Source organism: Bacteroides sp. OM05-12, from assembly GCF_003438995.1.
GTDB lineage: Bacteria > Bacteroidota > Bacteroidia > Bacteroidales > Bacteroidaceae > Bacteroides.
In genome coordinates, this window is the sequence record NZ_QSUN01000012.1 from 28,134 (window position 1) to 54,368 (window position 26,235).

The following is a 26,235-nucleotide window of genomic DNA, read 5'->3' on the forward strand; positions in this document are numbered from 1 at the left end:
TTTTTTTTTCATCCTTTTAATAATCAGGGTACAGTTCATTACCGGAATCATTTACATTCCAGCCGTCCACCGTAACGGTAGCTTCCATGTTCGTGTCGAAGTCGAGCGTGATATGGAAAGTATGGCGGCGGTCAAAGTTGACTGTCTTGCCTTCATACGCCTTTAAGATTAGCTGTATGAGATCTGTTTGTTGACCGGCATAACTGGGATACAGTGTTTCCCCGGTCGTCTTATTGACAAGGGTAAACCGTGGATTGCGGTTACTGCCAAGCCGAAGAACGGTCATCGTACCATCCAGTACATCAGAGTCTGCCGGGAACAGTGCCCCGGTAGTATATTGGAACGCTTTACATGAAGCGTAATTATTGTCAAAGTCATAGGAGCCGTTATCGTCGGCTATGCTGAACGAATAGGTGTTGTCCGTCCGTTCCAACCCGTTTACTGTGAATATAAGCGTGTTGGTATTCTGTATCAAGTCGAAGTCGATTATCTGGTCATCGCCGGTAATCTCTTTGTTATCCACCTTTGAAAAGAGTAACCGGGGAAGTGTGAAATCCACTATCCGGTTAGCGGGTATATCCAAATTCATTGTGCTTTCTTCCTTGCCGGGTTTAACTGCCGGAAAGTCTGCGAAAGCGGGCAGAGTGTAATAGGGTGCTTTTTCTCCCACCCACACCACGAAATTATAGATGTCGGGAGCAAGGTCTATATCCAGTTCATATTCCCTGCTCACCACAATATCATTACGGGAGGACATGGCTACAAACCGGTTGTTACGGTCAAAAATATATAGGGTAGCTTTTTCTATAACCCCGGCATTGGACAGCCCCGTTTCGTCGTCCTCCGTATTAATCGCAAAGCGTACTTTTACAGATGCGCTTCGGGGCGGACACTCCGACAAATCCTCTTTGATGCAGGAGGAAAAGGCAAGCAGGGTACTTATAATCACAAGTACGGCGGTTATGTTATATAGCTTTCTTTGATTCATTTTTTATTTGCTTACATTTTTTCTATGATTGCTTGAAAGGAGCCGGACGGAAAGAGGGTACGGCCTGTTTTCCACCCGGCTTTTCTTTATTTACTTTGATATGTCAGACCTTTAGGGTTCCAGCTCATAATTAGAAAGAATCGGAGTGTTCCAATTCATAATATCAATATTCGTAAAGATATTGGTTTCCGCATCCGGCTTTTGAGTAGGATCTTTCACATCGGGCGTTGCGTTACCCGGAGCAACGATGCGGGTAATCTGACAGCGGAAAAATTCGTTGCGTACAACATCCCACTGGGCACCTTTTTCCCCGGTTTCTTTGTTGAGGTACATATTCCAGTAACACAAGCCATTGGCATAAGTTGCTTTCGATGTGTTGTTAGCTTGGGCATACGCATCGGCAGCATTGGCATCGTAAAAATAAGCCGTACCCGAAGTAGCACTGGCTGTAACGGTATAGAATGTTGTTGTCGGATTAGTAATGTTTAAATCACTCACTCGGTCTTTGATTTCATATCCACCATGACCATCAGATACAGTAATCTTATCCGGCATAAAGGTCGCACGTACCGTAACACGGGTAATTTCACCCATCGTTTTACCCTCCGAAGTGTTTTCAGCGGCATAGTGAGCATCGAGGTCTTTCACGTCAGTAACAGTCGTTACAACAGTTTTCCAATCCGCAGTTGTGGCTGCATCCGAAAATTCAGAGGACAGGTAGCTACCCGAAGCCCAGTTAGGATCTTCAAAATTTGGGGAAGCTTTTTGTACCAGGTAGGATCTTTCGTTGAAGTTGTTAATGGCAAACTCCAATGTGCCAAGTTCTCCTTCAACACCATCTTGTTTCATACCGGACGATTTTTCTACTGTTACCTTTGCCACCATACGCTGTACGGTTGCGATAATGGTGTTGCGCGAATCAGTTTCGTCAGCAACGAAATTAGCATCTACCACAGCAGTTGAGAACATCGGAATACCGTTTGTTAAATTCGTCAGTTGAGCACGGGTAAGTGTCTGGGCTGTCGTCAACACCTTGCTTAAAGTTTGATTTTCCAATCCTGTTGCTATCGCAGAGGGGAGGTTAATACCCACCAATATGGATTTAGGGCCCGTTGTGGTTGGAATCTTCTTTTGAGCTTCGTATAAATCACCGTTAGCAGTAGCCGCACCCTGCTGGAAATCACTTGCACCAAGATTTGTATGTGACAAATACGCACCACTGGAAGTATAGATATATACATCCACTCCTTTTACGGCCGCCTCAGCATCCGTTGCGTTCACATCCTCCGTTGTTGCACGTGTCTGCGGTGCATTCGTACTTGGGAAGTTAATGGAAACCTTCATGTAAGTTTCCGTACCGTTGTCGGTTTCTCCACCCGTTACCTCATCGTTATTAGAACAGCTTGTTAAGCCCAGCGTGAGGGCAGCGACAGCCATAATCGCATACTTGAATTTTACTTTCATCGTTTAAAAATTTAATTGTAAAAATTGTTTTAACTTGTTACCAATCACTTATTTATTATTCATTGTTTCTATCTGTCTGTTGAGCTCCAGTAAACCCGGATGAACGTTCCGTTACGCAGTTTGGGGAAAAGATTCGTTTTCATATATTCCCAACTACGACCACCATTTAATTGGTGTAGCAGGGTTTGCCGTCCCGTTTGCGTCCGACTGTCCCATATCGGGCGGGTGTCGATTATCTCCAGCACTTCACGCTGTGAGGGAACATTACTGTCAGCGGCAACAAGCCGTCGTAATCCCTGCCAGTCTGCCGAGCCGTTATGCAAGAGTATCGTTTCCTTGCTTACCGGGGTGTTTGCCAGTATATAATCCCGGACGGCCGCGGCCCTTTCTCCGGCAAGTTGTTCGTTTACACTCGCAGAGCCTTCCGGTGAGGCAAAACCGGCAATCACAATACGGCAGATCTTGGTTTCTTTACTATTAACTATGCTTCTTACGGCATCAAGTAACGCAGCCAGTGTAGCGGAATTTCCGGCAAAATAGCTTTCGATTACGCTCTTATTGACGGGATAATAGACCGTAAGTACATTATCTCGCTCGTCATTATAATACCGTATGGGATTTGCCGGGTCAAATTCCGAGGCCGGAAGTACGAACGGGTATTTCTCGGACAGGATTTCGATTTCTGATTTCTCCGGCAGGATAGTTACTACCTTCGGTTCTGTTTCTTCCACAGGTATAACCGGTGTCGTTGTTTCAGAAACAACCTCCGGTATATTCAGCGGGGCAGGACTTACAGTGGCCTTTTTCTTCCCTCCAAAAGTATAGATAAGGGTTATGCCCGCTTTGGTAGGGCCAAAATAATGCCGGGTCGCGTCTCCCAGCTTCTTGCCGCAGGTTACACACTCGTATTTACTATAATTCAGATAAGCGTAGCCAACCCCTAAAGTGGCCTCCATTCCCCAATTACGGGTAAAGTTCCAACGATAGCCGTATGAAAGCCCCGCTCCGGCAAGCCAGCCCTGGAAGCGGTGTGTCGCCATATAGTCGGAAAAAATGGAATTTGGAAGGCCGCCTATGTTATAGTAGGCATAGTGCGCGTGGAGGCCGAGGAAGTGGCCGGAAAAGGTTTCTTTCGTCCAGTAACGAAACTCCGGCTGGATCAGTAAGTGCTTCCACTTGCGGTTATCGGAAAAACTGAACGGATTCCAGTTAGCCGACATATCGAACGAAGTACGCCTGCCCGTGCGAAACTCAACGCCCAAGTTCAGCGTACTTGTCGCATCGTACAGCAGGTTTGTCTTTATGCCGACCGCAGGGGGCGGACTGACAATTTTCTCCTGTCCGTGCACTTTCTGTATCACCAATAGAAAAACAAGGGTAAGAAATACCCATTGCCTTAAATACAATCTGTAATTCACCATTAAATATTTGTACTTTGTTTAATCTCTTGAATGAATAATCGTTACCGACACTTTAGAAGTGTGGGTAACAATTTTAGAGAAAATAATACGCCTTAAATATCAATCGCTTACATAGCTTTTAGTTTTAATAAAGCAAGGGCTTGTTAAACATTAGTAAAACATGGCGTTTGGATTCCGGCCATAAATAGCAGAGACGATAACCCGTAAGGGTTACCAATTACCGGGTTAATGGTAAGTCTTTGATGTAGATTCGGTTTCTTAATTTGTAAAACATTAGTAAAACAATCTAATAATCACATAGTTATGGATATTTTATATAAAGCGGAACATTTGGCTTGCCCTTACTACGAACAAGGGGAAAGGCCGGTTATTGAGGTGGCAAAAATGGTAATAGGAGAAAAGAAAAAATTGTCAGTTGCCAATAATGAGATCGTTTGCATGATTGAAGGACGGATGAGATTCTATTTCCTGGAAATTCGGACATACGAGGCTGTAAAGGGAGAGATTTTATTTCTTCCCGTTGGAGGCAATTATTCCTATGAGGCTTTGACAGAGTGCATGGTTGTGATTTTCAGAGTGCACAAGCCGATCCAATTTTGTGAAAATTATTCCATTGAAAAACTGTACGGAAACAATAAATTCATATCCCCGGAAGATTTTGATACACTGCCACAGACCGTACCTGCCGGGATTTTGGAAATCAATTCGCGGGTATGGTATTTCTTGGACGGGGTTATCGACTGCATAACGGACGGACTAAAGTGCCGTTGTTGGTTTGATTTGAAAGTCAAGGAATTATTTGCCCTTTTCCGTGTTTACTACACAAAGGAAGCATTATCATGCTTTTTCAATACGATACTCTCCGGAGACACGGCTTTTTCCGAATATGTCCGGCTGAACTGGCGGCTCTATCATTCTATTGATAAGCTGGCCGAGTCCATGAACTTGACCCGCAAACAATTCACAAAGCGATTTGTGAAAATATTTGGAGAACTACCTAATCGTTGGATGATAGAACGTAAAGCGCAGGCGGTACATAAAGAGATCACTTCGACAAAAAAATCATTCAAGCAAATAGCGATGGAAAACGGTTTTAATTCGGACACGGTATTCATTCGCTTTTGTAAAAAAGAACTCGGAAAAACGCCTACCGAATTACGGGAAGATGCGGAGTAAGGGAAAAAAGGTAAGGAGAAAGTGAAAAAAAGTCAGGTAGCGGTAAGGAAATAGTGCCTATTTTTGCACCCGTTATGCTGACAAAGCACGAGTAGAGGGTATAAGGATTCCCACACTTCTAAAGTGTCGGTAACGGCACAATGCCATAACTACAATACAAAGGTACTAAAATCTCAAAGTTCAGACTAATTGTTTCCCGTTTTAACACTCATGTGTAAATTATCGGTTTCTCTATAAGTATAAGCACATGACATCCTTAACCTGCCGTATAGCGACAGGCTCTAGTGGGAGTTTGGAATGATAAAACAGTTATCCTTTGTTCGTGCCGCAGCACTAAAAAGGGCTTACCCGTAAACGGCGGATGTTATCTTGTCATTAGCTGAATCCAACAGAGAGTTATCCAACTGATCCAGGTAGATTAACGTTGTTTTTTCCGATTTATGCCCCAGGCACTCACTGATTACCCGTAAAGGTAAATCCTGCTGCTTACCCATATTTGCCCAGGAATGCCGCGCCCAGTGCGTACTTAGCTGCCGGGGAATGTCAGCCATGGCAGCCAGTTTCTTCAACCGCAGGTTTTGAATACGCAATCCGTTCTCGTATTGCGGCCTGTAATCTTTTCCCATATCCCGGATTATAGGAAATAAAAAAGGTGTTCCGATGGTTTCCTTAGAAAAGCTGTCAATGATCGCTTTCATTTCGTTATTGACCTTCACCTCCATTTGCTGACCGGTCTTTTTACGTACATACTTGATAACCCCGCTTCGGATATTACTTTTCTGCAAATAGGCCAGGTCGATGAAGCACATACCGCGAGCGTTGAAGCAGAAGGCGAAATAACGTTGCGCGGTGTAGAGTTTTTCCAATTCGATGCGCTTTGCGTTATCCGGCTCCTGCTCTTTGACAAGGCCGTTCAAATCCAGAGAGAGCAGCTTTTGTACTTCTTCCAACCTCAACGCACGTTTCATGGTTTTGGTTACGCCGGTATATACCCCGGCAAAGGGTTTCTCGTCCCGGCCGCGTATGATCTTCTCGGCAACCGCCTTGTTGTAAATCGCCCGCAGGTTCCGCATATAATACGAAATCGTATTGGGCATACAGCACGTTTTCAAGTATATCTCAAATTCCTTTATCAAACGGGCGTTGATCTCCCGCAGGGGAATATCCTGTCCTTTATTAAATTTGATAAGTCCGCGTGTTACGGTACGGTACGCGTTGGCGGTGCGGCCCTGCCCCAGCCGTTTGAGTTCAGACGCGAGCGTATCACAGTAACCCGAAAGCGTACTGTTGTCTTTTCGCTGGCGGTAGAGTCTTACCAAATCCTCCACACTATACCGCCCTTGCTTTTCCAGCGTCTGCAGGTGGGTATTCAGCAACTCCACCTCATCGTTCACACGCCGCGCCAACAGTTCCAATGCGGCCAAGCGGCGGGGATTGTTGTCGGGGTAAATCACTTCCTGCGTTTCCTTGTTCCATTCTTCGGGGTAAAGACGGCAACCCGGAAGGGTTACGGTCTTTACCTGCCGGTTGTGAATTACACGCAGGGATAGGCTTCCTGGATGGTGGCCTTCCTTTGTGGAAGGACGCAACACTAAATTCATGCTTGTCATACTAAATATTATATTAAAAATCAGTCACAAAAGTATAGTATGACCGCAACAAATATCTTCCTATGCCATATATAAAGACTTTATAATTAAAAGGTAAGGGGGTAGCATATCATCCTGTTACTTTCTTGAATAGACCATACCCATAACTCAGTTACCATGTATTTTGTTTTCGGTTACCTCCCAAACCGACCGGGTGGACTGCCCCGGAAATAAGGCTATATCCTTTCCGAAAATTACTAATTACAGCAGATATTAAAGTTTACCAAGTCCTATCATCCGGAAGCGGGATTGCAATTCCTCGATACGGGAAACAAGGGCATCAAATGTGAGCTTGTCTCCGTAAATCATAGAGGCTTTCATTGCTTCGTAGTCGGTACGCATTTTGTCGCGGATTTCTCCAGTGGGGCAGAAAGCGATTGTCGCAGGGAGATTGAGATTGTAGTTCACGCCTCCTACATGGTAGAAGCGGCAACGGTGCGCTATAATTTCCTGATAGAGTAACATATCGGCAAGAGCTACTGTGGCGAAGGGGGTATTCATCAGTCGTTCCAAGTCGTAGAGGTGACGGCTCATACGTTCGGTACGTGGGTTCTTACGTTGATACTCCTCGTTGAGCAGGAATGCTTTTTCGAGAAATGTACGGGTCGGGCTAATCGTCGGTATATCGGCCGCTGTCTCGTTATCGATTTGAGGAAATTTATCACCGACAAGAGAAGTTATGCGCTTAACTTCATAAGGCTCTTTCATCGAGAGGCAGCTAACTTCGATTTTTATTATCGGGCGCACATACAGGTCGGATTTAAGTCTCGGTATATAATGTACCTCTATCACAACCGGATCGCTGTCATGGTCGATAGGTGTGCCATCGTCCTTATGTGTCACCGGTAATACTTTACACTCAAGACCAGCTTCGTCAAGTCTCGTTTTCAGTTCATCAACGAACTCTCCTATAATGTAGTCACGATTAACGATACGCAAATTCTTAACTTGGTTATTTGTCGCAGCCTTTGCACACTCTTTACCAAGTTCGACCAAGTAAAAGTCACGATATAAGGCTATGTCAATGTCTTCTGAAAATCGGTCAATTAAATTCCAGCCTTTGCTCAAACTTGTACCGCCTTTGAAAAACATATATGGAGCAGGAGACAGCGTAAATAACGCTTTGAGAACGGCGGTTACCCACCAGTCTTTTTCTACTGCACCTTCGCTTATCATCTTTTCCTCGGCAACAATATGTGCAGATTGCTGTCGATCAGGAGCCGATGCGTCAATCCATTTACTCATGGTCGTATATCTTCGCTTTAATATTGATTATTATTAACCTTATCCAGTTTGGTGCGTGAGCAATATCTTCTTGCCATGTACTTTCTTCCGGATTCTTTTTCAGCACACCGTACACAACATCGAGTGTCTTATCGGTAATGTTATCTTGCCCAATGGATTGTAATGCCAATACAAGAATCGGCAAAATTTTTCCTTTATAGGCGAAAGTGCTTGGAACACGATGCTTGAATGTTATCGTGCGGTTCCCTATTTTTAGTTTTCTCGAAGTACCGGAGGTCAGATATATTATGTTCATCGGCACCTGTGTCGAGAAGCCGAGATAGTTTTCGGCTGTCGTACCATGAGGCAATAATTGGGCGTCATCACGCTTAGCCACAGCCTCAGCTATTTCATATGGCGTCGGCATCACCGGCCCGAAACTCGACATCACAGGTTTTACGTAAATACCGAATGCTACTCTCACAAGTTTTCCAGCTTTGGCAAGTTCTGCTAAAACATTTGCTGCATGACGTGTGTCAATAGGCATAAAACTGTCAGGCAAGAAGATAGTACCCTTCTTGCTTCGGTTTATCTTTGATATGATAGCCTGCTTCTGTTCCATATTCATGCTTCAAAAATGAAAATAAACATGTTATTTTCATTTTTATGGAATACAAATTTAGGTGTTTACTTCCAATGTACCAAATAATTATATCGAATATTTGGTAATTTCACATATAAGATAATCAGACGGTCTTTTAATAGTCTTTTGGAGTTTGCTTTGTTTAAGGTAGGGAAATCATTATATATGTGAGGCCGCTACAATGCTCTGAAATCATAATAGAATCTATATTGCCACTGTTCTAACGTTTAATTCGCCTAATATTGACAACCGACGAGTTATAAATACCTTATTAATTTAATTGTTAGTTTTCTTATGTTAGGAAAGAAATTGCTATACATAAAAACGATTTTTTCATTGATAATCAGATATTTTTCTTTATATTTGTATCGTATTGGAAATGGAAACAGTATTGCCAAGCAAAATGCCGAAAAAAGCACTATGTTCATTCATTTGCACGGTTGTTTTGATACTCTATAAGACATTGATAACGTGATAGTTGTAAAACACAACTGCGTTCTGGTGGCACCACCTTGAAAGAAATAAAAAAGTCCTGATTTCAAAACAAGATCAGGACTTTTTATTTTTGAGTTTATCGCCAAATGAATTCTGTTTGAAACTTTAAGAAATTAAGTAGAAAGCATACCTAAGGAACCTTTACTCTATTTTCTACGTTTCTATACTTCCTGCTATAAATCAAAACAAACAACGTTTTACAACACAGCTTTCAGTCTGCAAAGAAATTCTTGTGCTTCTTCCATATTCAGGCAAAGAGGAGGTAAAAGACGAATGACATTGCTACCACTAGCACCGGTAAATACTTTTTGTTCATAAATGAGCTTACTGCGTATTTCCTTGACAGGCTGATCAAACTCCATCCCTATCATTAAACCTTTACCACGTACTTCCTTAATCTGAGGTAACTTCTTCAACTCTTCCATTAGATAAGTACCAACTTTAGCAGCATTTTCCACAAGATGCTCTTGTTCGATAACATCCAGTACGGCAAGTGCAGCAGAACAGGCAAGATGATTACCACCAAAAGTAGTACCTAGCTGACCATAAACAGGCGTGAACATTGGACTGATTAGTACGCCAGCCATAGGAAAACCATTGCCGATACCTTTAGCTACCGTTATCAAATCAGGCCGTATACCGCTATATTGGTGAGCAAAGAACTTTCCGCTACGCCCGTAACCCGATTGTATCTCATCGAGAATGAGCACGGTATTAGTATCTGTACATATTCGACGAAGTTCCTGCATGAAGGTAGGGGTAGGAATCTGAATACCACCTACACCTTGAATGCCTTCAATTATAACAGCGCAAACATCCCCTTTACCCAATTCCGTTTCAATAGCATTAATATCATTGAGAGGCAAATAGGTCACATGTCCGTTAGCATTGATAGGAGCTATAATTTTAGGATTCTCAGTTGCTTCTACAGCAAGCGATGTACGTCCATGAAAAGCCCTTGCAAATGAAACAATCCGGGTACGCCCGTTATAGAACGATGCAAGTTTCAAAGCATTTTCATTTGCTTCGGCACCGGAATTGATAAGGAATAAGGAATAATCTTCATAACCGGATATTCTCCCTAGACGATATGCAACTTCCTGTTGCAGTTTATTAATAACCGAATTAGAGTAGAAGCCTAATGTAGCAACTTGTTTACTAACCTTTTCCACATAATGTGGATGTGCATGACCAATAGAAATTACCGCATGACCACCGTACAAGTCAAGATATTCTGTACCATTCTCGTCCCATACGTGACGACCTTTTCCTTTTACTATATTTATATCGAATAATGGATATACATCAAATAAATTCATGATAATATACTTTATGAATTTAGAAAGCCGAAGGTTTCAGACAGAGTCCAACGGTTTCTTCCAAATTAAATAACAGGTTCATATTGTGAACAGCTTGTCCGCTTGCACCTTTCAGCAGATTATCTATACAAGAAATAATGAGTAGCTTGTCACCATGTTTTTCTAGATGAAGCAAACATTTATTCGTGTTTACCACCTGCTTTAGGTCAATATTCTTATCTACGACATGAACAAAAGAGTCTTCTGCGTAATACTCCTCATACATACGAATAATTTCATCCAACGCCACTTTTGTTTTTACCACTAATGTAGCAAAGATGCCGCGAGGAAAATCGCCACGATAAGGAATAAAATCTATCTCTGCATCAAAACTGTTTTGTAACTGTTTAAGCGATTGTTTGATTTCAGGCACATGCTGATGTTCAAAAGCCTTATATACACTTATATTATTGTTACGCCAGCTAAAATGACTGGTAGCTCCCGGTTTCACTCCGGCTCCCGTACTTCCGGTAATAGCATTTACCATAACGTCATCATTCAACATCAGGTGTTTGGCAAGTGGAAGCAATCCTAACTGAATACAAGTAGCAAAACATCCGGGATTCGCTACATGCTTACTATGACAGATGGTTCGACGGTTCAGTTCCGGCAAACCATAGATAAAATCATGATCCTCAGAAGCGATACGATAATCCATTGATAAATCGATTATCTTCAATTCTTCCGGTATATTGTGACTTTCCATAAACTTACGGGTATCGCCATGCGCAGTACAAAAAAACAACACATCTATCTCGTCCAGCGGCAAAGCATCCGTGAATGCAAGGTCACACTCTCCATAAAGTCCCTCATGCACATCAGTAATCTTATTACCTGCATTGCTGCTACTGTTCACGAAAACAATCTCCACATCCGGATGATTGATGAGTAAACGGATAAGTTCGCCCGCAGTATAGCCTGCTCCTCCTATAATTCCAGCTTTTATCATACCTGTTGAATTAAATTTCTTCGTCTTTATGATTAGCATAATATACGCGTAATGGGGTGGAAGTCACTTTGATAAAACCTTTAGCATCCTCTGCCGTCCAACCTTTTTGCATTTCTCCGTATTCACCGAATTTGGTTTTTACAAGATCATCTTTAGACTCTACTCCCACTGTTGAGAATGACAACGGACGTAGTTCCAGAATGGCCGTACCGTTTACATTACGTTGGGACTCCTGAAGCATAGCTTCTATATCACGCATCACAGGTTCTAAATACTGGCTTTCATGCAGAAACATACCATACCAGTTAGCAACCTGATCTTTCCAATATTGCTGCCATTTACTCAGTGTATATTTCTCAAGAAAACGGTGTGCACCAATAATTAACATTGGAGCGGCAGCTTCAAATCCGACACGACCTTTGATACCGATAATTGTATCACCTACATGCATATCACGACCAATACCGTAAGGAGCACCTATTTCCTCCACTCTCTGAATTGCCTTTATTTTATCTTCAAAGACCTCACCGTTCACAGCATGCAGTTCGCCCTTTACAAATTCAAGACGGAGCTGTTCACTTCCTTTTTTCTCTACCTGCTTCAGATACGCACTTTCAGGCAATCCTTGAGCAGAGTCGAAAATTTCACCTCCACAAATAGACGTTCCCCACAAACCTACATTATATGAATACTTCAGTTTGGTGAAATCGGCCTCAAAGCCATGCTCTTTCAAGTAATTAATTTCATATTCTCTAGTTAGTGCCATGTCGCGTGTCAGAGTGATGATTTCTACACCCGGAGCCATGACAAGAAAGGTCATATCAAAACGAATTTGATCGTTGCCTGCACCGGTAGAACCATGAGCAATAGCATCTGCACCGATTTCGTTGGCATAACGTGCAATAGCAAGAGCTTGAAAAATACGTTCTGAACTTACGGAGATTGGGTAGGTGCCATTTCGCAGTACATTACCGAAAATCATATATTTCAGGCTTTTTTCATAGTATTCCTGAGTAACATCCAACGTAACATATTTAACAGCACCTAATTTATAAGCGTTCTCTTCGTTCTGTTTTAACTGTTCGGAACTGAATCCACCTGTGTCGGCACAAGCCGCGTAGACTTCATATCCTTTTTCCTTTGCCAGATACATAACGGTGAATGATGTATCCAATCCACCGCTGAAGGCCACTACAACTTTCTTTTTCTCTTCCATATTGTTCTATATTTAATGAAGAATGGCGATAAGGATCTCCACCTTCTCCTTTATTATTAATAATTAATTGCCAGTTTGTTCATCTTCTCTCTCCGGATCATATAACATAGCTGTACAGATACAGTATTTCCGATCCGTACGTTCCAATACATCATGATTGATACAGCCCTCGCATCCCCTCCAGAATGCCTCATCATCCGTGAGTTGTGCAAACGTCACGGGCACATATCCCAATTCCGTATTGATACGCATGACAGCTGCCCCACTCGTCAACCCGAACAATTTAGCGTGTGGCCAACGCAAACGCGACAAGGTGAATGCCGCTTTTTTGATACGTTTGGCAAGCCCTTGCCCGCGAAACTTCTCTACCACAATCAAACCGGAATTGGCTACATATTGCTTATTTCCCCAGCTCTCAATATAACAAAATCCGGCAAATTCATCTCCGCATAAAGCAATTATCGCTTTGCCCTCTTTCATTTTCTGGGCTACATATTCGTGGGTACGTTTGGCAATTCCCGTACCACGAACCTTTGCTGCGGCAGTTATAGTCTCCAAAATAGTGTCAACGTATACCTCATGTGAGGCGTCGGCTACCATAACATCTATTTGTTGAGTCTCCATTTCTTCCAATTAGTGTATATTATCCTAGTTTATTGTATATTTGGTATGACGTGAGAGAGTACCCCTTTGATACCTGTTCTTGATACTCCTTCTCTAAGAACCAGCATAATTGTGTCATCTCCGGCAATAGTACCAAGAATTTCATGAGCATTCAGGTTATCAATGTCGTAAGCAAGACTACTGGCATAACCCGGACGTGTTCTGATAACGGCGAGGTTGGAAGAAAATTCAATAGAGATGAATCCCGTATGTTGCATCATTTCAGTTACACTGTGTGCATCCGTCATGCGTTTGTACATAGTATTATTAGGAAGCACGTAGACGTAATTGCCGTTCATGCTTGCCGCTTTTGCTACTTTCAGTTGCTTCAAATCTCTGGAAAGTGTAGCCTGCGTGAGACTGAATCCTTCTCTTGATAGCTCCTGCAATAATTCCTCCTGACTTCCCACTTCCTTGCTGGAAATGATAATCTTGATAGCATCAAGTCTGTTATTCTTATTCTTCATCTGTATAATTATTCTAATTCGCTACAAAAGTATGCATAAATTTGAATATTATAAGTATAAAACGATAACTTTTTAAATTATTTATGCATAAATGCACTCTCACACCCCACTTTAATGAATAAATATAACGCCCAGCCACTTCAAGATGATATGAAAGTGCCAAAAAGTATAGCTTTTCCATCAAATATTACAATCTTTTCTTCATCGACATACCTTATTTTTGTATTGTCATAAATCTTTTAAATCAATAGTATGATGAATACAGCACATTTCTTTGCCGTAGACCTCGGCGCAACAAGCGGACGAACTATAATTGGAACAATCAATGGTTCTGCACTGGATATGCGGGAATTAACTCGTTTCTCTAATCCCATAATTGAAACCAACGGGCATTTTTATTGGGATATTTACGCCCTTTTTAATGAAATAATTAAAGGATTAAAGCTTGTAGCGAAAGAGGGCATACACATAGAATCCATCGGTATAGACACATGGGGAGTGGATTTCGTATTTATAGGAAAAGACGGTGAATTACTCCGTCAACCTTATTGCTATCGTGACATTCATACAGTGGGAGCACCTGATAAGTTCTTTGAACGGATCTCTCGTGAACGGGTTTATGAACTGACCGGAATACAAATCATGAATTTCAATTCACTTTATCAGTTAGATACAATACGTAGAAACAATTCATCCGTACTACCGATAACAGATAAAGTTGTATTTATGCCGGATGCACTTTCTTATATGCTCACCGGGGAGATAGTGACGGAATATACCATTGCTTCTACTTCTCAGATGTTGAATCCCCGTACAAAGAAGTTCGACAAGGAGTTATTGGATGCGATCGGTATGAGAGAAGAACAATTCGGACGATTTGTTTATCCCGGAACACGTATCGGTACACTCAATGAAAGTGTCCGCAAACAGACAGGATTAGGAGAAATTCCAGTAATTGCTGTTGCAGGACATGATACAGCCTCAGCAGTAGCAGCAGTCCCAGCTGACAATGAGCGCTTTGCTTATCTAAGTTCCGGTACATGGTCATTGATGGGGGTAGAGTTGAACGAGCCTATTATTAATAAGGAGAGTTTCGACATGAACTTCACGAATGAAGGTGGAGTAGATGGTACGGTACGCTTTCTGAAGAATATCTGTGGTATGTGGCTGTTGGAATGTTGCCGTCGTGAATGGGCCATCAGCAATGACTACTCCTATCCGGAGTTGATTGAAGCTGCAATGAAAGCTCCGGCTTTTGCTTCTTTGGTAAATCCGGATTCTCCATGCTTTGCAAATCCTCCTTCCATGATAAAGGCTATTCAGGAATATTGTAGCCGGACAGGGCAAGCAGTACCGGAAACACACGGAGAGATTACACGCTGTATCTTTGAAAGTCTCGCCCTCCGTTATAAACAAGTATTCAGTTATCTGCAACGCATATCCCCATTCCCGATTGAAAAGCTCCATGTCATTGGTGGAGGTTCTAAGAATAATGTATTGAATCAATTCACAGCAAATGCCGTCGGAGTAGAAGTTGTGGCCGGCCCGTCCGAAGCTACGGCAGTAGGCAATATCATGTTGCAGGCAAAGGCATCCGGAATGGTAGAAGGTATTGCAGGTATGCGTAAACTGATACGTAGTTCGGTGTCGGTGAGTACATTTACTCCGGCAGAACAGTCTTTATGGGAGAAAGGCTATGAAACTTATTTAAAAGTAGTTAGAGAAAATATATAATCAATTTAAAGAAATCCATATCATGAAAAAAGAACAATTAGTAGAAAAAGCGTATGAGATTGCAAAAGAGCGTTATGCAGCAATCGGTGTAGATACAGATAAGGCTATTGCAGATTTGCAGAAAATATCCTTGTCACTTCATTGCTGGCAAGCAGACGATGTTACGGGATTTGAATCTGCCGGATCTTTAACCGGTGGTATACAGGCAACCGGAAACTATCCGGGCAAAGCACGTAATATTAACGAATTACGTCAGGATGTATTAAAAGCAGCCTCTTATATCCCCGGTACTCACCGCCTGAATCTACATGAAATCTACGGTGATTTCGGAGGTACATTCGTTGACCGTGACCAAGTAGAACCTAAACATTTTGAAAGCTGGATGCAATGGGCTGCCGAAAACAATATGAAACTGGATTTTAATTCCACTTCTTTTTCTCACCCTAAAAGCGGCAATCTGTCTTTATCCAATCCCGACAAGAGTATCCGTGACTTCTGGGTAGAACACACGATACGCTGTCGTGCCATTGCCGAAGAAATGGGTAAGCGTCAAGGTGATCCTTGTATTATGAATTTATGGGTACACGATGGCAGTAAGGACATTACCGTAAACCGCATGAAATATCGTGAACTGCTAAAAGATTCTCTCGACCGTATTTTTGCCATTGATTATAAGAACATGAAAGACTGTATCGAATCAAAAGTCTTTGGTATCGGTCTTGAAAGCTATACGGTCGGTTCCAATGATTTTTATATCGGTTATGGCGTTAGCCGCAACAAGATTGTCACACTTGATACCGGGCATTTCCATCCAACAGAAAGTGTAGCCGATAAGGTTTCTTCGTTACTGCTTTATATTCCTGAAATCATGTTGCACGTAAGCCGCCCTGTACGTTGGGATAGCGACCACGTAACCATTATGAATGACGATACATTGGATCTTGCCAAAGAAATCGTTCGTTGCAATGCATTGGATAGAGTGCATATCGGTTTGGATTACTTTGATGCAAGTATCAACCGTATCGGCGCATACGTTATCGGTAGCCGTGCTACGCAAAAATGTGTAATGCAGGCCTTATTGGAACCACTTGCCAAATTGCGCGAATATGAAGCTAACGACCAGTTATTTGAACGTCTGGCATTACTCGAAGAAGGTAAGTCTTTGCCTTGGAATGCAGTATGGGATATGTTCTGTTTGAAAAACAATGTTCCGATAGGTGAAGATTTTATTGCGGAGATTGAGAAATACGAGGCAGACGTAACCTCTAAGAGATAAACGTAATGAATACGATTCTCGGATTATTAATCATAGCGATAGGCAGTTTCGGGCAAAGCAGCTCGTACGTGCCTATCAATAAAGTGAAACAGTGGAGCTGGGAAAGCTTCTGGCTGGTGCAGGGAATCTTTGCATGGTTGGTTTTCCCACTATTGGGAGCATTGCTTGCCATTCCCGAAGGTAGTAACCTGTTCGATTTATGGGCATCGGGTGGTGCGGGAGGCAGTATCCTTTATGGTATCTTATGGGGCGTAGGAGGATTGACTTTCGGATTGAGTATGCGTTATTTAGGCGTAGCATTGGGACAATCGATTGCTTTGGGCACATGTGCCGGTTTCGGAACAATCTTTCCGGCGATCCTGAAAGGAGAAGATTTATTTCATGGCTCCGGACTTATATTGTTAACGGGGGTATGTATCACATTGGCGGGTATCGCTGTTATCGGCTATGCCGGAAGTCTTCGTTCCAAAAACATGAGCGAGGAAGAAAAGAAAGCTGCCGTAAAGGACTTTGCCCTGACAAAGGGTTTACTTGTGGCATTACTTGCCGGTGTGATGAGTGCTTGCTTCGCACTCGGTCTGGATTCCGGTACTCCTATTAAAGAAGCAGCTTTATCCGGTGGAGTAGATGCATTGTATGCCGGACTTCCTGTTATTTTCCTTGTGACACTTGGCGGTTTCTTTACCAATGCTGCATATTGCATCTTCCAGAATGTAAAGAATCATACGGGAGGTGAATACTTTGCAGTAAAAGGCAGCGTGCTGTTGAACAACATCCTGTTCTGCGCTCTTGCTGGGGTACTATGGTACTCACAGTTCTTCGGATTGGAGATGGGCAAAAGTTTCCTGACAGACGCTCCTGTCCTACTTGCCTTTTCATGGAGTATCCTAATGGCACTCAACGTGACATTCTCTAATGTTTGGGGAATTATTCTGAAAGAATGGAAAGGTGTGAACGGTCAGACTGTCGCCGTACTGATATTGGGACTGATTATACTTATATCCAGTATCGTGGTAGTGGCTATCGCACAAAATTAGAATAGATAGTTTTAAAATAAATAGAAATGAAATCAGTATTAGAAAATAATCCGGCACTTGCCAAGCAAGTGGCAGATGTGGCAGAAGTAGCCGGATATCTCTGGCAAAAAGGATGGGCCGAACGTAATGGCGGCAATATCACCATCAATATCACTGATGTGGTGGATGACACCATAAAGAATTTGGCTCCCATCGCAGAAAAAGCACAGATCGGTAAATATTTGCCTAACCTTAAGGAATGCTATTTCTACTGCAAAGGTACAAATAAGCGTATGCGCGACCTAGCCCGTTGGCCGATGGAAAACGGTTCTATCATCCGCATCTGCGACGATTGTTCCAGCTATGAGATTATTGCAGACCAACCGGTTCGTCCTACGTCGGAACTACCGGCCCACTTATCCATGCATGATTATCTGATAGGCAGCGGTTCGAGCTATAAAGCGGCAATGCACACGCACCCGATAGATTTAGTGGCAATGTCACACAACCCAGCTTTCCTGAAGAAAGATGTCTTGACAAACCTGTTATGGAGTATGATTCCCGAAACCCGTGCATTCTGCCCGAAAGGATTAGGTATCGTGCCTTACGAGATGCCAAGCTCTATCAAACTGGCAGATGCTACAATCGAACAACTATGTGACTATGATGTTGTGATGTGGGAGAAACATGGCGTTTGTGCCGTAGGCGGAGATATCATGGAGGCATTTGACCAGGTAGATGTGCTTAGCAAGTCCGCTCAGATTTATCTTACGGCAAAATCCATGGGATTCACACCCGACGGTATGAGCGATGCGCAAATGAATGAATTAAAAGAAGCATTCAATCTTTAACCAAATAATTGACTCCTAAATTGTTGTTATTCATGGATTATTCTTATTTTTGTTCACGGTTAATGTGGTGAACAAAGATATAGGACTATGGATTACAACGATTTAGGAGTAACTTTTAAGTATCTTATTGTAAATGCGATGGACCAGAAATATGGTTTGTCGGTCAATACAGTAGGCTTCCAATCCATCCATCCGGATACCCCTTATCCACTGAAAGACCATCCTTCCGGCTATTTCTTTAATGCGCAAAAAGGCAGAGTCCTGCGTGAATACCAGTTTGTGTATATAACCAAAGGTCATGGTGTATTTGCATCCGACTCTACTCCGGAAACTGCCGTATCCAAAGGAAAACTTCTGGTTCTCTTTCCCGGTCAGTGGCATACATACCGCCCGCTACTGCAAACAGGATGGAATGAGTATTTCATCGGCTTTGAAGGAAGCATTATCGATAATCTGCTGAAAAACTCTTTTCTTTCCAAGGAGAATCAACTATTGGACGTGGGAATGAATGAAGAGTTGGTCAACCTGTTCTCTAAAGCATTGGAAGTAGCGGAGAAAGACAAGACATTTGCGCAGCAGTATCTTGCCGGGATTGTCATGCACATGCTAGGGCTTGTGCTCTCTGTCTCCCAGAACAAGATGTTCGAGGTGGGAGACGTGGGACAAAAGATAGAATCCGCTAAAATAATCATGAACGAGCATGTCTATAAAGATGTGGACGTGGAGGAGCTGGCACTCAAACTGAATGTCAGCTATTCTTGGTTTCGCAGAGCATTTAAGGAATATACAGGATATGCTCCGGCAAAATATTTTCAGGAGCTGAAACTCAGGAAAGCAAAGCAACTGTTAGTTGAAAGTTCCAAATCTGTCAAGGAAATCTCTTATATACTAAACTATACCTCTGCTGAACATTTTTTCTCAATCTTCAAAAAGCGCACTGGTTTCACTCCGATTGAATACCGGAATTACGGCAGGGAAACCGAGCATGAGAGCATGGAAATCAATTAATAGTCGAACGTATAAAGACATACGGTCGATTGAAGACAAAGGTACGGTCCTCTGTTCACAAACTCCTATCGTTTGCAAACAAACGACCGTATGTTGCAAAACACATAACCTATTCGACGAATTGCTACATCTTTCGGTAATCTCCCGGCGTCATACCAGTCTGTCGTTTAAAGTACTTCCCGAAAAAGGATTGATTGGGAAAATTCAGTTCTCCAGCTATTTCCTGTATACTTAAAGTCGATGTTTTGAGCAGGGCTTTAGCTTCAAGAATAACCTGGTCATCTATCCACTCTCCCGCCGACTTACTACTGATTTCTTTAACCGTAGCAGAAAGATGCTTGGGGGTGATGAATAACTTCTCAGCATAAAAAGCAACACTTCGGTCTATCTTGAAGTATTGCGAGACCAGCTTGACAAATTTGCTAAAGAGTTCTTCTTTACGGGTTTTCTTTCTTTCGTTATTGGGTATATGGTTCCGAAAAATATTGCTTACCTCATAAAAGAGGGCTCTAAGTAGATTCTGGGTTATTTCTCTGCGATAAGGATTCTCGTTTATCCGGGCACATTTCCATAAGAATGTATGATATTCTTTCAGTAATTCCACTTCTGCGTCATTGATGTCGGTACATGGATGATCTATCGTATAGAAAAATATAGGTAGAATCTTATCGAGCGTAGGAAGACCTCTTTCCATGAAAGAAGGAGAAATAACGATAAACAGCCCTTCAAAATCATCGCTTTTCCCTGTACTCTGAATAATGTGTTCAGGCAATATCAAGACCAGTTGGTTCTGATACATTTCGTATTCCCGAAGATTGATTTTTACATTTGCGGTTCCTTTCAAGCAAACAATAAGGACTGCCGGTTCTATCCTGCCCGGATATTCAAAGATAGGAATATCGGAAATGTCATTAAAGATAGCAAATTCATTACCGATAAAATCTATTTTATTGAAATATTTACTAGCCTCGAGTTTTACTCTCGCTAATTCCTGTTTTCTCATAAATCATCTTTTTGAGAACAAATATAGCACCAATTTTCTTTAAATAGACATATAAATCCGACTTTTAGAACAGACATGGGGTAAATAAGGACTTTCCCATCTGAATGAAATTTGTGTACTTTGCAACATAGTCATAACTATTCGGATAAATATTAGAAATAAAGATGAAAGATAATACCACTTTGATAGATGTACACCATCATTATAATCCCTTGTTCAATACAAAATTGCCGGAACCATTAAATAGCCGTCTGAAAAACGAAATGCAATGGAACTGGAATATCCGGGAAGATTTGGAGTTTATATCGGAAAACAAGATTTCTTACGCCATACTTTCCTATCCGGTAATTAACAGTATGCTTTCCGCATCGGAAAATATTCATTTGGCATCTATGATAAATGAAAGTTTTGCCACGTTAATGGCAAAGCACCGTTGTTTGGGAGCATTCGCTTATCTGCCGTATCAGGATATGCAATCAGCATTAGAAGAAGTGGAATATGCCTTGGATACATTACACCTGGATGGTGTTTTTCTACCCACAAGTATTGCCGGGCTTGAGTTGTATGACAGATATTTCGATGATTTTTACCGGGAGCTGAATAAGCGCAAGGCATTGGTATTCATCCATCCTACAATGGAGATGAAACAGGCTGATGATAAATATGAGAATCTGTTGATGGGACAAATGAATGAGGTGACCAGAGCTGCATGTGAATTGGTTTACGGTGGAGTTCTCCATCGTTATCCCGATATTCGTTTCATTCTCTCGTATGGCGGAGGAAACGTATCGTTCTTTTCTTCCCGCATTATCAAAGGAGTTGTCTACCCCAACTTAGCGCAACATTCCGAAAAGATGAACTATCCGAAAGGTATCGAGTATTATTTGAAACGATTTTATTATGATACGGCTCTTCCGGTACACACTAACATATTAAATTGCTTGAAGATGTTCGTTTCCCGTTCACAAATCCTGTATGGTAGCGACTATCCTTTCTCGCCGGTCTCTAATATCTTGCAGAATATATCTCATGTTAAACTGACGAAATATGTAGACGGCGATAATTTAGCCGATTGCTGCGAGAACAATACCGTGCAATTATTGAGAGCTGATTAGAAAGATAAAGGGGGAAATAGCGTCATTTAAATAATTTCTGAGAAAACTCAGTCAGATAAATACGCCAGTTACGCCAGATGTGTCCGCCGTCGGTTTCCACATAAGTATACTTGTATCCTTTTTGGTCAAGAAGTTGGCGATAGTTACAATTATCCTTATAAAGGAAGTCTGAATTTCCAATGCCGATCCAATAGAGTTTAGGAGCATCTTTGAATTGTTTGGCCAGTTTTTCCTCCAGATTTTGATAAACATCTATATTAGCACCCTCTTTAACCCTTCTATTGATAGCAGCGGAAAACAGCCCTACATAACCGAAAAGCGAAGGATTATTGGCTGAAATATACAAGCTATGGAATCCTCCCATGGACAATCCACAGATAGCCCTATGAGCTTTATCATTGATTGTCCGATAATGTTTTTCCACATAAGACATGACATCGGGGAATGCTTTTTCTATGCTCCCGTCCATACATACCGGATTTGAGAAAGAGGGCTTGTACATTGAATTCGGGTACTCTCCCGGAGCAGCTTCCTGAGCTCCATTCCCATTGGGCATGACTACAATCATAGGTTCTACTTTACCTTGGGCAATCAGGTTATCTAGAATTTGGGCCGCACGACCTAATTCTGTCCATGCATTCTCGTCACCACCGGCTCCGTGCAACAAATATAGAACAGGATATTTACCCTTACCATTCTCATAACCGGCAGGAGTATATACAGTCATCCGTCTCATTTTCAAATCCAAATGATTACTCGGATACCAAACCTTAGCGATTGTTCCATGAGGTACTTCCTGTACCTTATAAACATCTGCTTTCCCATCTCCTACGATAAAATAATTACTATATGTAGCAATATCACGCAGTTGGTAAACGTTTGAGGGGTCATATATCTGCTGTCCATTAGCTATCAGCCGGTAAGTATAAAGCTCTGACTCAAGTGGTGCGGTAGTATATTCCCAAACTCCATCCCGATTCTCAATCATATCGACAGAGGATTCCATTTCACCGAGGGAAGTCAAAATCTTATGTTTCGGCAAAAAGTCTCCGGTCAGTATCACACGTGATGCTTTCGGAGCATGGACTTTAAATGTCACCGTATGATCGGGATTGATAGCCGGAGAAACAATATTTGAAGTATTTGATATCAATTTTTCCTGCGCCGTTGCACCGAACGCTATCATCATAGCTACCAACGCAACCAATACTATACGAATTTTCATGGTAATGATTATAACAGTGAATATTTATTTGTAACAAATATAATTATTCTATCCGTAACAGCAAAAATCTTTCATCAAATAAGCTCAAGCAACATTACGACGATTCATTTTTCTTATCTTTGCAGCCGAAAGAATCAACAAGATTCTTATAATCATATGAAAATAACCCAACCACGAATAGCCAAAGACTTAAAAGAGAATGCAGACCTCGTCACTACCTTTTGTTGTGACGACGACATGGAAAACTGCCTATGCAGAAATCAAGTGATTACCTATATTGAAAAAGAACATTTCTCAATTCAATCCTGCACTTTTACAAACTGTAGCTTTAGCGACTGTAAAATAAAGAAGTCCCAATTCACTGACGTTATTTTCAAGAACTGTGATCTATCTAACATTAATCTATCGGGATGCAGCTTCTTCCGTGTAGAATTTATTGATTGTAAACTGACCGGAACCAATCTCACGGAAGGTACATTCAATCAAATCTTATTCAAGCAATGCAAAGGAGATTACATTAATCTTTCAACCGGTAAGCTGAGGACTGTTTATTTCACAGAATGCAACCTGCAAAGCGGAAGCATGGATAATTGTCAGTTCACTTCCGTAGCATTTGATACTTGCAATCTTGTAGAGACAGAATTTCACCGTACCAATCTGAAAGGAATCAACTTTACCTCTTCCAATATTGCGGGAATCAGAATCAGTACACTGCCCATAAATGAATTGCGCGGTGCAAAAGTTACTTCTTTACAAGCAATCGAAATCGCCCGTATGCTCGGAGTTATTATTGAAGATATCTAAGAAGCCCTACCCATAGCTTCTTCGGTTATTTTACCTTTCAATTCATAATTTGTTTGTATCTTTACTGCCGTATTTTCTAATTAAACGAGCTATGAATCAAAAATTATCAGCATGTCTGCTGTCAGCATTATTGCTATCAACAAATGTCTATCCTTACAATTTATCCGAACCAAAACAAAAGCAGGAACAAGTTTCTACCATAAAGAATCAATGGGAAGGGAAGCGGGTTGCCTTCCTCGGAGATTCCATTACCGATAAGAACCGCATCGGCACAAAGAAATGCTATTGGGAATACCTTGCAGAGTTATTGGGATTAAGTCCTTATGTATATGGCATCAATGGAAATCAGATGAGCGATATATTAAAACAAGCACAAAAATTATTGGAAGAACAGGGAGATAATATTGACGCTATTCTGATTTTTGCAGGGACAAACGATTACAATGCAGGAGTACCACTTGGCGAATGGTACACTGAAACGGAAATCGAGACAGAAGTTTCAGGCCGTAAAATGGAACGCCGTAAACATCGTGAACCTGTATTGAGCGAAACCACATTCAAAGGAAGAATCAATCAGGCGCTAACTTTCTTGAAGACCCACTACCCTACCAAGCAGATTATTTTATTGACACCTATACATCGGGGATACGCTTGCTTCGGAGATAACAATATCCAACCGGATGAATTGTTTCCTAATAAAATAGGTATCTACGTAGACGAATATATCCGCACGGTAAAGGAAGCGGGCAATGTTTGGGCTGTTCCTGTCATTGATTTAAACAGTGTCAGTGGTTTATACCCGCTTAATGACTCGCACGTCCGTTACTTCCATGACGAGAATAAAGATCGTTTGCACCCGAATGCAGATGGACACTATCGGATGGCAAAAGCTTTACAATACCAGTTACTCGCTTTCCCTGCTTCATTTGAATAAGTAAGGTTATACCGATTAATTTATTGACTAATTAAATAAATACGAAGAATCTGTATCTGTCCAATGGATATATACAGATTCTTCGCTTTAAGGTTATACGTATTTCTTACGCATATAAATATAAGAGAATACGAAAAGTAGGACAACATAGAGATGTTCTGCCGTCCAATAAACAGCAAGCGGAACATTCATACATGAAGAAATCAGGTAAAGATAAAACAAATAGATAACGATTGTCATCACCTGAAAGCCAAATGCCAGTCGTGTATGCCCCGTCCCGATAACCGCATTACAATAAGTATATCCCGGTACTGCCAGAAAATAATTGGAAAGCATCACTAGGAAAGGATAATATGCCAGTCTTATCAGAGCCTCATCATTTGTATAAATCCGCAACACCCAATCCGAGCATATAAACGTTAGTACGATTAACGGCAAACCTGTTCCATAGCTCAAACGGATAATCTTACGGCAAACCGATAAGACTTCTGTCTGTTTTCCCGCTCCTATCAGATTACTGACCAGTGCACTGGTGGTGGTTGCAAAAGAATTGACCACGACAAAAAAGATGGTAGAGATACTCCTTACAACATTGGCTACTGCCAACTGGCTTTTACCTAAATGCTCTATGGCAATAAAGAATAAGAACCACGGAGCGACACAAAAAAAGGAACGAACCATCGTCCAGAAAGAAAGATTAAACAACTCTTTCAACACCTGAAAATCCCAAGTCGCACTTAACCCGTATTTATCTTTAGGCAACCGTCCGCACATATAAATGACAAAAAACAGAAGTGACACCAAACCTGATAACGATGAGGCCATTGCCGCACCCGAAATTCCAAGCGCAGGCATTCCCATCTTTCCAAATATTAACCAATAGTTAAATAAAATATTGGCAACAAGCATCACAATCGAGTTCACAGTTAAAATTCCTGTTTTAGTTATGCCCACAAAGAATGCCCTGTAAGCCAACACGGGAAAAGCAAACAGAAAGCCATAATCTCTCCAACGAATATATTCTACCACTGCCTGATATACGTCGTCTGATTTAATCAACGAACGCAAAAGCAAAGGAGAGAATAACTTTGATAAGACAAAAACAGCTACTGCCAGCACCAACAGGAAATAAACGCCTTGAAAAAAAGTCCGCCCGGTATCCGTCAATCGTCCTTCTCCATTACGGCGTGCAATCAGCACTTGCAGTCCGAGGCTAAAGCCAAAGCCAAGCATATAGATTGCCATATAATAAATTCCGGCGAGGGCAGAAGCTCCTAATTCCACTTCTCCCACATGTCCCAGAAATATGGCATCGGTTATATTGATCAATTGTTCGATCAAAAGGCTCATCATCACCGGATAGTTGATGAGCCAGATTTGTTTATATGTAAAATTCATGATTCAACTTTTTGAATAGCACACGTCGGGACACGACACTACGATGCCATGCCACACAACGGTTGTTAATGTGTATAATAGGGATAATTAATTCTCAGACAAGAGAAGCTATATACAAGTTTGCCATTTCATAAGTTGAACACTTTGAGATTAACTTT

The 26,235-nt window shown here is 41.7% G+C and carries 23 protein-coding genes; 9 read left to right on the forward strand and 14 right to left on the reverse strand.

Features of this window, described 5'->3' with window-relative positions:
• Positions 1-16: 16 nt before the first annotated feature.
• The 3 genes from DXB63_RS10635 to DXB63_RS10645 all read right to left on the reverse strand — a co-directional run bounded on the left by DXB63_RS10635 (position 17) and on the right by DXB63_RS10645 (position 3,873).
• Entirely contained in the window at positions 17-988 is a 972-nt protein-coding gene (locus tag DXB63_RS10635) for a FimB/Mfa2 family fimbrial subunit (RefSeq protein WP_122126401.1), read from the reverse strand.
• 111 nt (positions 989-1,099) lie between these two features.
• Positions 1,100-2,452: an Mfa1 family fimbria major subunit gene (locus DXB63_RS10640; protein WP_122126402.1), complete on the reverse strand. Its 1,353-nt coding sequence runs from the start codon at positions 2,450-2,452 to the stop codon at positions 1,100-1,102.
• Positions 2,453-2,520: 68 nt separating this feature from the next.
• Positions 2,521-3,873: a DUF3575 domain-containing protein gene (locus tag DXB63_RS10645; protein ID WP_122126403.1), complete on the reverse strand. Its 1,353-nt coding sequence runs from the start codon at positions 3,871-3,873 to the stop codon at positions 2,521-2,523.
• A gap of 303 nt (positions 3,874-4,176) precedes the next feature.
• Here DXB63_RS10645 and DXB63_RS10650 point away from each other — a divergent pair, with 303 nt between their 5' ends.
• Complete coding sequence (locus DXB63_RS10650) at positions 4,177-5,049, forward strand: helix-turn-helix transcriptional regulator (protein WP_122126404.1); 873 nt, start codon at positions 4,177-4,179, stop codon at positions 5,047-5,049.
• A 344-nt stretch (positions 5,050-5,393) separates the two neighbouring features.
• On the opposite strand, the gene DXB63_RS10655 is transcribed toward DXB63_RS10650, so the two are convergent.
• The 8 genes from DXB63_RS10655 to argR form a co-directional block, all read right to left on the reverse strand.
• Positions 5,394-6,659, reverse strand: coding sequence for a site-specific integrase (locus DXB63_RS10655; protein ID WP_122126405.1), 1,266 nt, complete (start codon positions 6,657-6,659; stop codon positions 5,394-5,396).
• Positions 6,660-6,911: 252 nt separating this feature from the next.
• Complete coding sequence (locus tag DXB63_RS10660; protein ID WP_122126406.1) at positions 6,912-7,943, reverse strand: nucleotidyl transferase AbiEii/AbiGii toxin family protein; 1,032 nt, start codon at positions 7,941-7,943, stop codon at positions 6,912-6,914.
• On the reverse strand, positions 7,936-8,544 hold the full coding sequence (locus DXB63_RS10665) for a DUF6088 family protein (protein ID WP_122348237.1): 609 nt from the start codon (positions 8,542-8,544) through the stop codon (positions 7,936-7,938). The genes DXB63_RS10660 and DXB63_RS10665 overlap by 8 nt, the downstream gene beginning before the upstream one ends.
• Before the next feature lie 713 nt (positions 8,545-9,257).
• Positions 9,258-10,379 (reverse strand): aspartate aminotransferase family protein, encoded by a 1,122-nt coding sequence (locus DXB63_RS10670; protein WP_122126408.1) that lies wholly within the window; start codon positions 10,377-10,379, stop codon positions 9,258-9,260.
• A gap of 19 nt (positions 10,380-10,398) precedes the next feature.
• The gene (argC, locus tag DXB63_RS10675; RefSeq protein ID WP_122126477.1) at positions 10,399-11,367 is read right to left on the reverse strand and encodes an N-acetyl-gamma-glutamyl-phosphate reductase; all 969 of its coding nucleotides are present in this window, start codon (positions 11,365-11,367) and stop codon (positions 10,399-10,401) included.
• 10 nt (positions 11,368-11,377) lie between these two features.
• Positions 11,378-12,583 (reverse strand): argininosuccinate synthase, encoded by a 1,206-nt coding sequence (locus DXB63_RS10680; RefSeq protein WP_122126409.1) that lies wholly within the window; start codon positions 12,581-12,583, stop codon positions 11,378-11,380.
• A 63-nt stretch (positions 12,584-12,646) separates the two neighbouring features.
• Positions 12,647-13,207, reverse strand: a complete 561-nt coding sequence (locus DXB63_RS10685; RefSeq protein WP_122126410.1) for a GNAT family N-acetyltransferase — start codon at positions 13,205-13,207, stop codon at positions 12,647-12,649.
• Positions 13,208-13,236: 29 nt separating this feature from the next.
• Entirely contained in the window at positions 13,237-13,713 is a 477-nt protein-coding gene (gene argR, locus DXB63_RS10690) for an arginine repressor (protein ID WP_122126411.1), read from the reverse strand.
• Positions 13,714-13,968: 255 nt separating this feature from the next.
• Here argR and rhaB point away from each other — a divergent pair, with 255 nt between their 5' ends.
• From rhaB to DXB63_RS10715, 5 genes are all read left to right on the forward strand, one after another.
• Positions 13,969-15,447 (forward strand): rhamnulokinase, encoded by a 1,479-nt coding sequence (gene rhaB, locus DXB63_RS10695; RefSeq protein WP_122126478.1) that lies wholly within the window; start codon positions 13,969-13,971, stop codon positions 15,445-15,447.
• Positions 15,448-15,469: 22 nt separating this feature from the next.
• Entirely contained in the window at positions 15,470-16,723 is a 1,254-nt protein-coding gene (locus DXB63_RS10700; protein WP_122126412.1) for an L-rhamnose isomerase, read from the forward strand.
• Positions 16,724-16,728: 5 nt separating this feature from the next.
• Positions 16,729-17,760, forward strand: coding sequence for an L-rhamnose/proton symporter RhaT (rhaT, locus tag DXB63_RS10705; RefSeq protein ID WP_122126413.1), 1,032 nt, complete (start codon positions 16,729-16,731; stop codon positions 17,758-17,760).
• Between the two features lie 26 nt (positions 17,761-17,786).
• The gene (gene rhaD / locus DXB63_RS10710) at positions 17,787-18,590 is read left to right on the forward strand and encodes a rhamnulose-1-phosphate aldolase (protein WP_122126414.1); all 804 of its coding nucleotides are present in this window, start codon (positions 17,787-17,789) and stop codon (positions 18,588-18,590) included.
• An 87-nt stretch (positions 18,591-18,677) separates the two neighbouring features.
• On the forward strand, positions 18,678-19,598 hold the full coding sequence (locus DXB63_RS10715; RefSeq protein WP_122126415.1) for an AraC family transcriptional regulator: 921 nt from the start codon (positions 18,678-18,680) through the stop codon (positions 19,596-19,598).
• Positions 19,599-19,722: 124 nt separating this feature from the next.
• Here the strand turns inward: DXB63_RS10715 and DXB63_RS10720 are convergent, their stop codons facing one another.
• Positions 19,723-20,601, reverse strand: a complete 879-nt coding sequence (locus DXB63_RS10720; protein ID WP_122126416.1) for a helix-turn-helix domain-containing protein — start codon at positions 20,599-20,601, stop codon at positions 19,723-19,725.
• A 164-nt stretch (positions 20,602-20,765) separates the two neighbouring features.
• Here DXB63_RS10720 and DXB63_RS10725 point away from each other — a divergent pair, with 164 nt between their 5' ends.
• Positions 20,766-21,716, forward strand: coding sequence for an amidohydrolase family protein (locus DXB63_RS10725; RefSeq protein WP_122126417.1), 951 nt, complete (start codon positions 20,766-20,768; stop codon positions 21,714-21,716).
• 22 nt (positions 21,717-21,738) lie between these two features.
• On the opposite strand, the gene DXB63_RS10730 is transcribed toward DXB63_RS10725, so the two are convergent.
• A complete protein-coding gene (locus tag DXB63_RS10730) occupies positions 21,739-22,941 on the reverse strand; it encodes an esterase (protein ID WP_122126418.1) in 1,203 nt (400 codons plus the stop codon).
• Between the two features lie 156 nt (positions 22,942-23,097).
• Between DXB63_RS10730 and DXB63_RS10735 the strand changes: the two genes are divergently transcribed.
• Together DXB63_RS10735 and DXB63_RS10740 are read left to right on the forward strand one after the other, a co-directional pair.
• Positions 23,098-23,745, forward strand: a complete 648-nt coding sequence (locus DXB63_RS10735) for a pentapeptide repeat-containing protein (protein ID WP_122126419.1) — start codon at positions 23,098-23,100, stop codon at positions 23,743-23,745.
• A 91-nt stretch (positions 23,746-23,836) separates the two neighbouring features.
• Positions 23,837-24,679 (forward strand): SGNH/GDSL hydrolase family protein, encoded by an 843-nt coding sequence (locus DXB63_RS10740; RefSeq protein ID WP_122126420.1) that lies wholly within the window; start codon positions 23,837-23,839, stop codon positions 24,677-24,679.
• 93 nt (positions 24,680-24,772) lie between these two features.
• Here the strand turns inward: DXB63_RS10740 and DXB63_RS10745 are convergent, their stop codons facing one another.
• The gene (locus DXB63_RS10745; protein ID WP_122126421.1) at positions 24,773-26,077 is read right to left on the reverse strand and encodes an MATE family efflux transporter; all 1,305 of its coding nucleotides are present in this window, start codon (positions 26,075-26,077) and stop codon (positions 24,773-24,775) included.
• Between the last annotated feature and the right edge of the window lie 158 nt (positions 26,078-26,235).